Here is a 12,197-nt window from a genome sequence, read left to right on the forward strand (position 1 = left end):
CATCCGATGGATGGATGGTGTAGCGCTTACCGGCGACAGCGGCGAAGGAGACGACCATGGCGCGGTATCATCTGAGCTCTCGACTGCGTCGTACGACGATCGTCGCGTGTGCGACGCTCATTGTGATCATGACGCTGGCATCATGCGCCTCGAATCCTCTCGCCTCGGGCGGAGGCGGAGGGAACGGCGGTACCGGATCGAACAGCGAACCGACGTTCACCGGGGCGCATGCGGAGGACTATTCGTGGGCGTACGATCAGGCGAAGCGCGACGGTAGCGAGTTCGCAGTTCAGGCGCTCTCCGACGGCAAGCTCGCCGAGGCGGAGGTCCAGGAGGCGGCGGACCGCTATGTCTCCTGCATGACGGACAAGGGATACACCGCCACCATGTCCATCGATGGAACCAGCACCATCTATCACCCTGATCAGACCACCGATCAGGCATGGGCCGACCGCATGCATCGCGATACCGACACGTGCGAGAAGGAGTCCGGCATCGACTATCTTGCGGGCTTGCTGCTGATTGACAAAACCAATCCGGACGGCAAGAACGACATATCGATGATCATCGACTGCATGCGCCGGCACGACGTCGTCGACGACTCGATGACCGATGCGCAGATCGAGGCGGAGCTCAACGCCACCAGTCCGGACACCTACTTCAGCAGGATCCCCCTCGACATGGCCGACCCCAACTACGATGCGAACAAGGCCAAATGGTCGCAGGAGTGCCGCGTCAATCCGCGCGAGCTCTAGCTTTAGCACCCTGCGCATAATCCTGTTTCCTGGCGGCGATTGGGTCCTTTGCGTTCGATCCTGTAGGATCCGGCGTTATGGGGGCTTGCGGGGTCGGGAAAACGTCCGATCCCGTAGGATCCGATACGGCGATCGGGGTGGATCGGGATGAGACGCGTGAGGAGCCTGCCACTCAGTGCATGTCAATCGGTTGACGTTCGTTGAGTGGCAGAAAACCGTGCCACTCAACGCGATTTCGGTGTTTTTTCACGTTGAGTGGCAGACACATCGGGAGCAGGGGTGGCCCTTGCGATATTGGCTATTGCAGAATCGTTGGAAAATGGCCCTTTTGACAGCATGTCAAAAAGGCGGCGAGATGGGAATCACGTATCGTCGTGCCACTCAACGCCAAAATCGCCGATAATTGCGTTGAGTGGCACGGATAAGTGACATGACTGGGACATGACTGGGCTGGCGCGGTTGAGATGGAACAATTGAGCGGCACAGCTGAGTGAAAGTTGACCTCGATGCAAAATGGCTGGCTTCGTCTCCAAGGTGAGGGGTTCCGGTGTGTGTGGGGGGGGCGGGTGAGGAGTTCTTGGGTGAAGGCTCCCGGGGTGAAGGCTCCTGGGGTGAAGGATTCCGGGGTGAAGGGATTCGGTGCGGGGAGGAGGCTTGCGCCGGATGTTGGACCGTCAGCAGTCGATCGAGTATTTGCGGGTCTTGTAGTACTTCCAGTCCGGCAGGGGGCGGTGCTCGTCGAGCGCGCGCTTGATGTCGCCGTAGAAGTGCAGCTTGCGCTGCACGTGCAATGCGGCCTCGTTGAGCGCACGCCGCTGCTCGTCGAGCGCCTCGCGACGCGACTCGAGCAGTTCGAGGATCTCGTCGATGTGCTCGGGCTCGTTGCTTTCGTAGAGGAAGAACTTCTTGAGATCCCCGATCGTCATGCCCGCGTTCTTGAAGCAGCAGATCGCGCGCAGACGGTTGATGTGGCACTCCTCGTACTCGCGCTGCCCGCTCGCGTTGCGCCTGACGTTCGTCAGCAGTCCCTGATCCTCGTAGTATCTCAGTGCCGAGGGCTCCATATGGAACTGTCTCGCCACCTCGCGGATCGTGTAGGTCCTCGGTTCGTTCGCCGGCTCGCCGCCCGTCGATTCGTCCCGCATCGGCTCGTCACCCATGTCGCTCATCCCGTCCGTCCTTCCCCGCGGCCGCGGCGTCGTACGACACGCCGTCCGGCCATGGCCTGTTTGCATTCAAGTCTACTTGAACTGTGAGTATGGTGGCGAATGAATCGACCGAAGGAGAACAACGATGCTCGAACCCATCATCGGATACACGCCGGCGGACGACCGCTACGCGACCATGACCTACAACCGCTGCGGCAAATCCGGCCTCAAGCTGCCGGCCGTCTCGCTCGGCTTCTGGCACAACTTCGGCGACCTGACGCCGTTCGACCACATGAAGCAGCTGGTGTTCACCGCGTTCGACCACGGCATCACCCACTTCGACCTCGCCAACAACTACGGTCCCGAGCCCGGCCAGGCGGAGAAGAACTGCGGCCTGCTGCTCAACAAGTACTTCAAGGCCCACCGCGACGAGCTCATCATCTCCACCAAGGCCGGCTACGAGATGTGGGCCGGCCCGTACGGCGACTGGGGCTCGCGCAAGTACCTGATCGCCTCGCTTGACCAGTCCCTCGAACGTCTCGGCCTCGACTACGTCGACATCTTCTACCACCACCGTCCGGACCCGGAGACCCCGCTCGAGGAGACGATGGGCGCGCTCGCCCAGATCGTCAATTCCGGCAAGGCGCTGTACGTGGGTCTGTCCAACTACGACGGGGAGACCATGGAGAAGGCCGCCGCGATCCTCGACGAGCTGCACGTGCCGTTCGTCATCAACCAGAACAAGTACAACATCTTCGATCGCACCGTCGAAAAGAATGGGCTCAAGGACACCGCCAAGAAGCTCGGCAAGGGCCTCATCACCTTCTGCCCGCTCGAGCAGGGTCTGCTGACCAACCGCTACCTGAACGGCGTGCCGGCCGACAGCCGCATCGCCGTCGACCCGCGCTTCCTCAAGGACTCCGCCCTCACCCCGGAGCGTCTCCAGCAGATCCGCGAGCTCAACGACATCGCGATCGCCCGCGGCCAGACCCTCGCCGAGATGAGCCTCGCCTGGCTGCTGCACGACGACGCCGTCACCTCCGTGCTCGCCGGTGCCTCCAAGCCGCAGCAGATCGTCGACAACATCGGCGCGCTGAAGAACACCACGTTCAGCGCCGAAGAGCTCGCCAGGATCGACGAGATCTCCCAGCGCTGAACACCGCGGCGGCAGCCGCGAAGGATCCCGGCCGAAGTCACAGAACAGTGACTTCGGTGGGGATCACCGGGTCGCCGCGCATGAGGCTCTGCGCCGCGATCGGCAGCTCGGCAAGCGCCTTCGCACGGTAGTCGTGCGCGCGCTGGATCGCGTCGTGGCCCTGCCACTCATGGTCGATCTCGCCGTGATCGACGAAGTCGACCATGAGATCCTTCCAACCCTCCTCCGGGCGGAACGCGGCGAGCTTGTCCTCCGAACCGGAGATCACATGCTCGACGTCGGCCAGCCCGTACTCGTACGAGCGGTAGGCGACCTTGCGGCCCGGCACGGTGGCCTTGTCCTTCGACTTCTTCATGACCGGGACCATCACGCCGTCCGCGCCCTCGCGCTCGGTGAGCTTGTACACCATCGCGCACGTGGGGGCGCCCGAGCCGGTGACGAGCATCGTGCCCACGCCGTACGAGTCGACCGGCGCGGTCTGCAGCGCGGCGAGCGCGTACTCGTCGAGATCGTTGGTGACGGTGATGCGCGTGTTCGTCGCGCCGAGCGCGTCGAGCTGGTTGCGCACGCGCTGCGCCATGAGCGCGAGATCGCCCGAATCGATGCGCACGCCGCCGAGCTCCGGTCCGGCGACCTCGACCGCGGTCTTCACGGCCTCTTCGATGTTGTACGTGTCGACGAGCAGCGTCGTGTTCCTTCCCAACGCGGCGATCTGCGATTCGAACGCCTGACGCTCGCTGTCGTGCACGAGCGTGAAGCAGTGCGCGGCCGTGCCGATCGCCTTGAGGCCGTACATCTGCGCGGCGAGCAGGTTCGCGGTGCCCTGGAATCCGCCGACGACCGCGGCACGTGCTGCCGCGACGGCCGACCACTCGTTCGTGCGGCGTCCGCCCATGTCCATGCAGGGGCGGTCCTTCGCCGCAGAGGCCATGCGGGAGGCGGCCGAGGCGACCGCGGAATCATAGTTCAGCACGGACAGGATGAGCGTCTCGAGCAGCGTGCATTCGCCGAACGTGCCCTCGACCTCGAGGATCGGCGAGTTCGGGAAGAACATCTCGCCCTCGCGGTAGCCCTTGATCGTGCCGGAGAAGTGGAAGCTCTCCAGCCACTTGATCGTCTCGGGGCTCACGACCTTGCGGTCGGCGAGGAACTTGAGATCCTCGTCGTCGAGGTGGAAGCGCTCGAGCTCGTCGAGGATGCGCCCGGTGCCGGCGACCACGCCGTAGCGCCGGCCGATCGGCAGATGGCGGGTGAACACCTCGAAGACGCATTTGCGGTCCGCGGTGCCGTCCTTCAGACATGCGTCGAGCATCGTGTATTCGTACATGTCGGTCATCAGCGCCGGTGAATAGTCCATGTGATCGCTCCCTTGGGTTTGGATGCTTCGCTGTGATTTCGCTGGGCAACAGCCTACTCCGATTCGCATGCTCCGCCTAGACTGGTGACCATGAGATTCATCGCCGGACTGTGGCGGCTCGCGATCGCCGCCATGTGCTTCGTCGGCACCTACGAGGCGTGGCACAAGCCTGAATATTGGACCTATTTCACCTTCCAGACCGGATTCGTGCTCGGCTTCGTGATGCTGTGGGCGGGCGCCGCCACGATCCTCAAGGGCATCGAGCCGCCCGCATGGCTCAAGGGCTGCGTGACGCTCTACGCGATCGTCACCGCTCTCGTCGCGTTCCTGCTCATGCCGCCCGACGACCCGGCGTACGTGCCGGCCGTGCTTGGCCTCATGACGAACACGTGGCTGCATCGGGTCGCCCCGATCATGGCGGGCATCGACTTCCTGATCTTCGACCAGCATCGCCGCTTCGAATGGCACTACATGTTCACGTGGCTCGCCTATTTCCCGCTTTATCTGGCGTTCGTGCTCGTGCGCGCGGCGCTGCTCCCCACCTCCGGCCCGGCAGCCGGCGGCAACCCGTACCCGTACCAGTTCATCGACCTGAAGGCCCTCGGATGGGCGCAGTTCGGCATCAACTGCGGCAAACTCGCGTTGGGGTTCCTCGCGCTGAGTCTTCTGCTGTTCGTCATCGACCGGATCCTGCCGCCCAAGCCTCTGGTGGGATGATCCTCTCCGGCCGCACACGGCGTAAGCTGGGGTGCATGGTCGAAATCACAGATATGCTGGGCAACAGCTCCATCACCCGTCAGGACGGACGCAAGGTCGACGAACTGCGTCCCGTGAGGATCACCCGTCACTTCACCGATGCGCCGGAGGGATCCGTGCTCATCGAATGCGGCAACACGCGCGTCATGTGCACCGCCACGTTCACGCCGACCGTGCCGCGCTGGCGCAAGGACTCCGGCCTTGGCTGGGTCACCGCCGAATACTCGATGCTGCCTCGCGCCACGAAGGAGCGCACCCCGCGCGAGTCGGTCGCGGGCAAGATCGGCGGCCGCACGCACGAGATCAGCCGCCTGATCGGCCGGTGCCTGAGGGGCGTCATCGACATGCAGGCCCTCGGTGAGAATCAGATCCAGCTCGACTGCGACGTGCTGCAGGCCGACGGCGGCACGCGCACCGCGTCCGTCACCGGCGCGTTCGTCGCCCTCGTCGACGCGGTCAACTGGGCCGAACGCAACCACCACATCAAGTCCGCCGACAAGGTGATCAAGGACTACGTGTCCGCCGTGTCCGTCGGCGTGATCAACGGCACGCCGATGCTCGACCTGCCGTACGTCGAGGACAGTCAGGCGATGACCGACATGAACGTCGCAATGACCGGCTCCGGCAACTTCATCGAGATCCAGGGCACCGCCGAACATCGCCCGTTCAACCGGGCCGAGCTGAACACGCTGCTCGACCTGGCGCAGAAGGGCAACGAGGAGCTGCAGGCCGCACAGCGCGCCGCGCTCGCCCTCGACTGATCGCGGACTGATCGCGCCCGATACCTGATAGGACCTGATAGAAAGGACCGTCCATCCCATGAAGCTCGTAGTCGCCACGCACAACGAAGGCAAGCTCGTCGAAATCCGACGCATCCTCGAGGAGGATCTCGGCGCCGACGCCGCGAAGGTGGAGCTCGTCTCCGCCGGATCGCTCCACCTGCCCGACCCGGTCGAGACCGGCGTCACGTTCCAGGAGAACGCGCTGCTCAAGGCACGCGACGTCGCCCGCCGCACCGGACTGCCGGCCATCGCCGACGACTCCGGTCTGATCGTCGACGTGATGGGTGCCGCCCCCGGCATCCTTTCCGCCCGCTGGGCCGGCGCGCACGGCCACGACAAGGCCAACAACGCGCTGCTGCTCGCCCAGATCGAGGACATTCCCGACGACAAGCGCACCGCGCGGTTCCGCTGCGCCGCCGCGCTCGTCGTCCCGGGCGACGAGGTCGACTCGACCGCCGGCGATACGCTCGCCGCGGGATCCGACGCCGCGCTCGCCGCGCATCACGTCATCGTCTCCGAGACGGTCGAGACGGGGGAGATGCCAGGTCGCATCATCCGTGAGGCGCGTGGCGAACACGGTTTCGGCTACGATCCGATCTTCGTGCCGGACGACCAGCCCGGTCGTACCAGCGAGGAGCCCGACTGCGAGGGCGAGCCGCTCACCAGCGCCGAGATGACCCCGGCCGAGAAGAACGCGATCTCGCATCGCGGCAAGGCCTTGAAGGCCCTGGTTCCCGCCATCGAGGCCCTCCTCGATTAGCGTTGTCCGGAGCGCTGCCCGCAGATCACGCCGGAATCAGGAAGTTCACGGCGGTCATCAGCACGATCGCGATGATCGCCGTGATCGACAGCGTGAACCCGGCGAGCTTCGCGTTGCCGAGCACGCGGTCGGTGAACAGCGTCGAGAACACGGCGGTCGGCGCGAGGGAGAGCATGACCGCCGCCTTGCGCACCGACGCGTCGAACGGCAGCAGGAACCAGCACGCGGCCGCGAACAGCACGCCGAGCGGCAGCCTCCATCCGAGCACCTGCAGCACGTCCATCACGTCCTTGCGGGTCTTCGGCAGATCCATGAGCATGCCGACCATGAACACCGAGCAGAACGAGTTCGCGTCCGCGACCGGCTGCAGCAGCGTCGGCACGAACGAGGGGATCGGGATCGAGAAGACCATCACCACGATCATCAGCATGTAGATGTCGAATGGCACCGACGTGAGGAAGCCCTTGAGGACCTGCTTGAGCTTCGCGCGGCGGGCGAGTCGCCTCGCGTCAGGGTCGGTCGGCTTCGTGTACGGCATCGTCGGCGCGGAGCCGGCGTGCTGTTCGGCGAGCGTGCGATTCATGTCGATGTGCAGCAGCGACGTGGTCATCACGTTCGATCCGGCGGTGACGACCACCGAATTGCCGATGTCGAACATTGCGGCCGTCACCAGCGCTGACGGGCCCATGAACGCCTGGATGACCGGGAAGCAGAAGTTGCCCACGTTGAATCCGGAGCAGTTGAGCATGAGGAACGCGCGGTCGGCCACCGGGCGGTGCCGCGTCGCCGCGTAGATGATCAGCAGCGGCAGCAGTCCGAACACGAAGGCGAACAGCGAGATGAGCAGCATGCTCAGGTGATGCGGGTTCGTCGCGAACGAGACGATGATCGAGGCCGGCAGGGTGAAGTCGAAGACGACGACCTGCATGACGCGGTAGTCGCGCGGACGGAACAGTCCTGCGCGTTTGACGAGGTATGCGGCGGCGATGATGAGCAGGAACGCGATCGGTTTGAGCAGCGCGATCATGATGGCTTCTTCCGCTTGTCTTCTGTCTTGGTGTGTATCTTGGCGCGTATCGTCGTGTTCCGTGTTGTCCCGATGCCGGTTGCCACGGTGTCACGACCTCGTGAGAGCTCGTAAAAGACAGTGCGCGAGATGGGACTTGAACCCACACGACCGAAGTCACAGGAACCTAAATCCTGCGCGGCTACCAATTACGCCACTCGCGCGCAATGAGACAATCTATCATAAGCCCTGATTTCGAGTGGACGGGCGGTGCGGCGTGTGATCGCGGCGTGCAGCCTGCGGCGCGCGTGCGCGCGGGCCTGCGATAAAACAAAACCCCGGATCGAGCGATCCGGGGTGATGGAGCCACTTGTCAGAATCGAACTGACGACCTGCTCATTACGAGTGAGCCGCTCTACCGACTGAGCTAAAGTGGCGTCGTGCTTGGAAAGCATTCGCGATCCATGCACGAGAAGAAGAGTATAGGGCATCGTCGGGAAAACGCAAAATCGACGTGTCGCGCGAGTGGCGGCCGGCGTGTCGCGCGGCCTGCGGCGATGGCGGCGGTGGTGGAGAGATGCACTCGAGCGGCGCGCGGCTACGGGCGTCTGCATTTGCCGGTTCGGATCGTGGAAGTGGGGCGAAGGCCTGCGATGACGCGCCGGCGGATCGTGCCCGGCGATTCGCCGTCCGTTCACTGCTACGTTGCCGATATGTTAGCGTTTATTCTTTTTGTGTTATTGTGTCCGCTTTTGTGAGTATTCTGTTCCTTGATAAGGGACATCGCGTGACCGACTCCGGCATCGCCGGGCAGGCCCCGCGCGACGTTTCGATCGATGATGAAAGGAATGGAATCCATGGCCATCAATCCTCCCATTGACGCCACCCAGACCCCGGCGTGGGTCGCCCTGCAGAAGCACTACGACGAGCTGCAGGCCGAGGGCATCAGCCTCAAGAAGTGGTTCGCCGAGGACAGCGACCGCGTCAAGGAGCTGAGCTTCGACGCCGGCGATCTGCACTTCGACCTGTCCAAGAACCTCATCAAGCCGGAGACCCTCCAGCTGTTCGTCCACCTGGCCCGCGAGGTCAAGCTCGACGAGCGCATCAAGGCCATGTACACCGGCGTGCACATCAACAACACCGAGGATCGCGCCGTGCTGCACACCGCGCTGCGCCGCCCGGTCGAGGATGAGGGCAAGTACATCGTCGACGGTCAGGACACCGTCAAGGACGTGCGTGAGGTCCTCGACAAGATCTACGCCTTCGCCGACGACGTCCGCTCCGGCAAGTGGACCGGCATCACCGGCCGCAAGATCGAGACCGTCGTCAACATCGGCATCGGCGGCTCCGACCTGGGCCCCGTCATGGCGTACGAAGCCCTCAAGCCGTACGCGGACGCCGGCATCTCCGCCCGCTACATCTCCAACATCGACCCGAACGACCTGGCCGAGAAGACCAAGGGCCTGGACCCGGAGACCACGCTGTTCATCATCGTCTCCAAGACCTTCACCACCCTGGAGACCCTGACCAACGCCCGCGAGGCCCGCACCTGGCTGCTCGAGGAGCTGGCCGCCAACGGCGCCATCGACTCCAACGACGACGCCCAGAAGGCCGAGGCCATCAAGAAGCACTTCGTCGCCGTCTCCACCAACCTGGAGAAGGTCGAAGAGTTCGGCATCGACCCGACCAACGCGTTCGGCTTCTGGAACTGGGTCGGCGGTCGCTACTCCGTCGACTCCGCCGTCGGCACCTCCCTGGCCGTCGTCTTCGGACCGGCCCGCTTCGAGGAGTTCCTGCACGGCTTCCACGAGATCGACGAGTACTTCGCCAACACCCCGTTCGAGAAGAACGTCGTCGTGCTGCTCGGCATGCTCAACGTCTGGTACCGCAACTTCTTCAAGGCCGCCTCGCACGCGGTCCTGCCGTACGACCAGTACCTGCACCGCTTCCCGGCGTACCTGCAGCAGCTGACCATGGAGTCCAACGGCAAGTCCGTGCGTTGGGACGGCACCCCGGTCACCACCGAGACCGGCGAGATCTTCTGGGGCGAGCCGGGCACCAACGGCCAGCACGCCTTCTACCAGCTGATCCATCAGGGCACCCAGCTCATCCCGGCCGACTTCATCGCGTTCGTCAACACCCCGAACCCGACCAAGGACGGCGACCAGGACGTGCACGAGCTGTTCCTCGGCAACTACTTCGCGCAGACCAAGGCCCTTGCGTTCGGCAAGACCGCCGAGGAGGTCCGCGCCGAGGGCACCCCGGAGGAGATCGTCCCGGCCCGCGTGTTCACCGGCAACCGTCCGACCACCTCGATCTTCGGCGTGGCCCTGACCCCGTTCGCGCTCGGCGAGCTCATCGCCCTGTACGAGCACATCACCTTCGTCGAGGGCACCGTCTGGGGCCTCGACTCCTACGATCAGTGGGGCGTCGAGCTCGGCAAGCAGCTGGCCAAGCAGATCACCCCGGCCATCTCCAAGGATGACGAGGCCCTGGCCGCCCAGGACGCCTCCACCCAGAGCCTGATCAAGTTCTACCGCGAGAACCGCGAGTTCTGATCCCGATCCCTACGATCGGTCGGTTGACTGACTGACAAGCGCCCGGCACCACATCGCATGGTGCCGGGCGTTTGTTTCATTTCCGGGCCGTATCGAGCTGTACGATGGATAACGGAAAGGCAAGGAGGCAATCATCATGGCAATGACGCTTGAGCATCACACCGACTATCCGATGGCCGCAAAGGTCTATTTCACCCGCGACATCAGCCCCGCCGGACTGATCCGCGTCTACGAGGCGCTCGGCGCGCGCCCGCACGGCAAGGTCGCCGTCAAGCTGAGCTCCGGGGAGGGCGGCAACACGCACTATCTGCAGCCGTCCCTCATCAAGGATCTCGTCCAGCGGCTCGATGGCACGATCGTCGAATGCAACACCGCCTACGCAGGCACGCGCGACACGTCCGAACACCACTGGAAGACGATCAGGGAGCACGGGTTCACCGACATCGCCCCCTGCGACATCCAGGACGAGGAGGGCGAGATCGAGATCCCGGTCGAAGGCGGCCGGCGCATCACCGGCGACATCGTCGGATCGCACTTCCCGAACTACGACTACTACGCCGTGCTTTCGCACTTCAAGGGACACGTGATGGGTGGCTTCGGCGGAGCTCTGAAGAACATCTCGATCGGCATGGCCTCCTCGCGCGGCAAGAAGCGCCTGCACTCCGGACAGGACGAGATCCTCGCCCAGCCGTTCAGCGGCGACCAGGACGCCTTCCTCGAGGCGATGGCCGAGGCCGCGACCGCCGTGTTCAACGCGCTCAAGGGCAACATGCTCTTCATCAACGTGATGAACAACCTCTCGGTCGACTGCGACTGCGACGGACACCCGAGCGCGCCCGTCATGGACGACATCGGCATCTGCGCCTCGCTCGACCCGGTGGCCGTCGACCAGGCGTGCGTCGACATGGTCTACGTGTCCGACGACAACAAGGAGCCGCTCATCGAACGCATCGAATCCCGTCACGGCATCCACATCATCGAACACGCCGTGGAGATGGGGCTGGGCTCGCGCGACTACCATCTCATCGACCTCGACGCGCGCTGAGCCGCTAGCCATCGGACCATCGTCATCCGGCAACAAATCAAATCCGGTCTCCGGTCCGGACGCAATCCCGTCCGGCCGGAGACCAGCCATCAGTCGTCATAAGGAGCTTGTCATGCAATCCACTTCATCCACCCGCACGGTCGCCAGCGTCGCCGCCCGTGCGCTGCCGTCGGTCAAGGTCCAGTCGCTGGCCGCCGTGCTCGCCGTCATCGCGGCCGTCGCTCTGCCGCAGATCTTCCATCTGGGCGGCGTCGCGCTCGGCCTCGGCCCGGCCCTCGGCCAGACGCTGCTGCCGATGCACCTGCCCGTCCTGCTCGTCGGCCTGCTGGCCGGCCCCTACGCCGGCGTCGCCACCGGCGCGCTCGCGCCCGTCGTGAGCTTCGCGCTCACCGGCATGCCGATGGCGCCGATGGTCCCGTTCATGGTCATCGAACTCGCCGCCTACGGTCTGGTCGCGGGACTCCTGCGCGGGGTGCGGTTGCCGCTCGATTCCGCCGCATCCGCCCTGCCCGCGCCGATCGAATGGCTCGTCAAACTGCTCGGCGCTCAGGTCGCCGGCCGTCTGGTCGACGCGCTCGCGATCGGCGTGGCCGTCGCACTCCTCGGCAACACGACCATGACCGTCGCCTCCGTGTGGGCCGCGGTTCTGACCGGTCTGCCGGGCCTCGTCCTGCAGTGGATCGCGATCCCCGCGATCATGACCGTCGTGGACCGCGGGCACAGGCGCTGACACGGCATTCGAGACCTCTTGTCAACGGTGTCGTCGCATTTCTTAGGCACATTTTTCGTTTCTTAGGCAGGTGCGCTTGCCGGGGCGACTGGAAAAGGCTTGAAACCGCGGGCCTTTGGCCTTGTCTCTCACGGGAAGGTGCCT

At 64.4% G+C, this 12,197-nt stretch carries 11 protein-coding genes and 2 tRNA genes; 8 read left to right on the plus strand and 5 right to left on the minus strand.

Annotation, left to right across the window (positions count from 1 at the left end):
* Positions 1–56 precede the first annotated feature (56 nt).
* Positions 57–755, plus strand: coding sequence for a hypothetical protein (locus BW11_RS09345; RefSeq protein WP_140445447.1), 699 nt, complete (start codon positions 57–59; stop codon positions 753–755).
* 674 nt (positions 756–1,429) lie between these two features.
* Here BW11_RS09345 and BW11_RS09350 read toward each other — a convergent pair.
* Positions 1,430–1,915 carry a MerR family transcriptional regulator gene (locus BW11_RS09350; protein ID WP_258184640.1) on the minus strand — a complete coding sequence of 162 codons (486 nt, stop codon included), beginning with the start codon at positions 1,913–1,915 and terminating at the stop codon, positions 1,430–1,432.
* 133 nt (positions 1,916–2,048) lie between these two features.
* Here BW11_RS09350 and BW11_RS09355 point away from each other — a divergent pair, with 133 nt between their 5' ends.
* Entirely contained in the window at positions 2,049–3,059 is a 1,011-nt protein-coding gene (locus tag BW11_RS09355) for an aldo/keto reductase (RefSeq protein WP_140445446.1), read from the plus strand.
* Between the two features lie 37 nt (positions 3,060–3,096).
* Here the strand turns inward: BW11_RS09355 and BW11_RS09360 are convergent, their stop codons facing one another.
* Positions 3,097–4,440: a nicotinate phosphoribosyltransferase gene (locus tag BW11_RS09360; RefSeq protein WP_375137657.1), complete on the minus strand. Its 1,344-nt coding sequence runs from the start codon at positions 4,438–4,440 to the stop codon at positions 3,097–3,099.
* Positions 4,441–4,506: 66 nt separating this feature from the next.
* Here BW11_RS09360 and BW11_RS09365 point away from each other — a divergent pair, with 66 nt between their 5' ends.
* Genes BW11_RS09365 through BW11_RS09375 form a run of 3 tightly spaced genes read left to right on the plus strand, consistent with a single transcriptional unit; the run spans position 4,507 to position 6,714 of the window.
* Positions 4,507–5,133 (plus strand): Pr6Pr family membrane protein, encoded by a 627-nt coding sequence (locus BW11_RS09365; protein WP_140445444.1) that lies wholly within the window; start codon positions 4,507–4,509, stop codon positions 5,131–5,133.
* 35 nt (positions 5,134–5,168) lie between these two features.
* Positions 5,169–5,933, plus strand: a complete 765-nt coding sequence (gene rph, locus BW11_RS09370; protein ID WP_043166941.1) for a ribonuclease PH — start codon at positions 5,169–5,171, stop codon at positions 5,931–5,933.
* A gap of 58 nt (positions 5,934–5,991) precedes the next feature.
* Complete coding sequence (locus tag BW11_RS09375; RefSeq protein WP_140445443.1) at positions 5,992–6,714, plus strand: non-canonical purine NTP pyrophosphatase; 723 nt, start codon at positions 5,992–5,994, stop codon at positions 6,712–6,714.
* Between the two features lie 25 nt (positions 6,715–6,739).
* On the opposite strand, the gene BW11_RS09380 is transcribed toward BW11_RS09375, so the two are convergent.
* The 3 genes from BW11_RS09380 to BW11_RS09390 all read right to left on the minus strand — a co-directional run bounded on the left by BW11_RS09380 (position 6,740) and on the right by BW11_RS09390 (position 8,157).
* Positions 6,740–7,741 carry an AEC family transporter gene (locus tag BW11_RS09380; protein ID WP_140445442.1) on the minus strand — a complete coding sequence of 334 codons (1,002 nt, stop codon included), beginning with the start codon at positions 7,739–7,741 and terminating at the stop codon, positions 6,740–6,742.
* A 121-nt stretch (positions 7,742–7,862) separates the two neighbouring features.
* A tRNA-Leu gene (locus BW11_RS09385) sits at positions 7,863–7,944 on the minus strand.
* A gap of 137 nt (positions 7,945–8,081) precedes the next feature.
* Positions 8,082–8,157 (minus strand) — tRNA-Thr (locus BW11_RS09390).
* Between the two features lie 420 nt (positions 8,158–8,577).
* On the opposite strand from BW11_RS09390, the gene pgi reads away from it, so the two are divergent.
* From pgi to BW11_RS09405, 3 genes are all read left to right on the plus strand, one after another.
* Positions 8,578–10,278, plus strand: a complete 1,701-nt coding sequence (gene pgi / locus BW11_RS09395) for a glucose-6-phosphate isomerase (protein ID WP_140445441.1) — start codon at positions 8,578–8,580, stop codon at positions 10,276–10,278.
* Positions 10,279–10,414: 136 nt separating this feature from the next.
* Positions 10,415–11,323 carry a DUF362 domain-containing protein gene (locus BW11_RS09400; RefSeq protein WP_140445440.1) on the plus strand — a complete coding sequence of 303 codons (909 nt, stop codon included), beginning with the start codon at positions 10,415–10,417 and terminating at the stop codon, positions 11,321–11,323.
* A 112-nt stretch (positions 11,324–11,435) separates the two neighbouring features.
* Positions 11,436–12,053 carry an ECF transporter S component gene (locus BW11_RS09405; RefSeq protein ID WP_140445439.1) on the plus strand — a complete coding sequence of 206 codons (618 nt, stop codon included), beginning with the start codon at positions 11,436–11,438 and terminating at the stop codon, positions 12,051–12,053.
* Positions 12,054–12,197: the final 144 nt, after the last annotated feature.

The organism is Bifidobacterium sp. UTCIF-38 (assembly GCF_006454495.1).
Taxonomy (GTDB): Bacteria; Actinomycetota; Actinomycetes; order Actinomycetales; family Bifidobacteriaceae; genus Bifidobacterium; species Bifidobacterium callitrichos.

Coding starts and splice junctions, on each gene's coding strand:
- BW11_RS09350 (WP_258184640.1), bottom strand. CDS start 1,915: ATGGGTGACGAGCCGATGCGGGACGAATCGACGGGCGGCGAGCCGGCG.
- BW11_RS09405 (WP_140445439.1), top strand. CDS start 11,436: ATGCAATCCACTTCATCCACCCGCACGGTCGCCAGCGTCGCCGCCCGT.
- pgi (WP_140445441.1), top strand. CDS start 8,578: ATGGCCATCAATCCTCCCATTGACGCCACCCAGACCCCGGCGTGGGTC.
- BW11_RS09375 (WP_140445443.1), top strand. CDS start 5,992: ATGAAGCTCGTAGTCGCCACGCACAACGAAGGCAAGCTCGTCGAAATC.
- rph (WP_043166941.1), top strand. CDS start 5,169: ATGGTCGAAATCACAGATATGCTGGGCAACAGCTCCATCACCCGTCAG.
- BW11_RS09380 (WP_140445442.1), bottom strand. CDS start 7,741: ATGATCGCGCTGCTCAAACCGATCGCGTTCCTGCTCATCATCGCCGCC.
- BW11_RS09400 (WP_140445440.1), top strand. CDS start 10,415: ATGGCAATGACGCTTGAGCATCACACCGACTATCCGATGGCCGCAAAG.
- BW11_RS09365 (WP_140445444.1), top strand. CDS start 4,507: ATGAGATTCATCGCCGGACTGTGGCGGCTCGCGATCGCCGCCATGTGC.
- BW11_RS09345 (WP_140445447.1), top strand. CDS start 57: ATGGCGCGGTATCATCTGAGCTCTCGACTGCGTCGTACGACGATCGTC.
- BW11_RS09355 (WP_140445446.1), top strand. CDS start 2,049: ATGCTCGAACCCATCATCGGATACACGCCGGCGGACGACCGCTACGCG.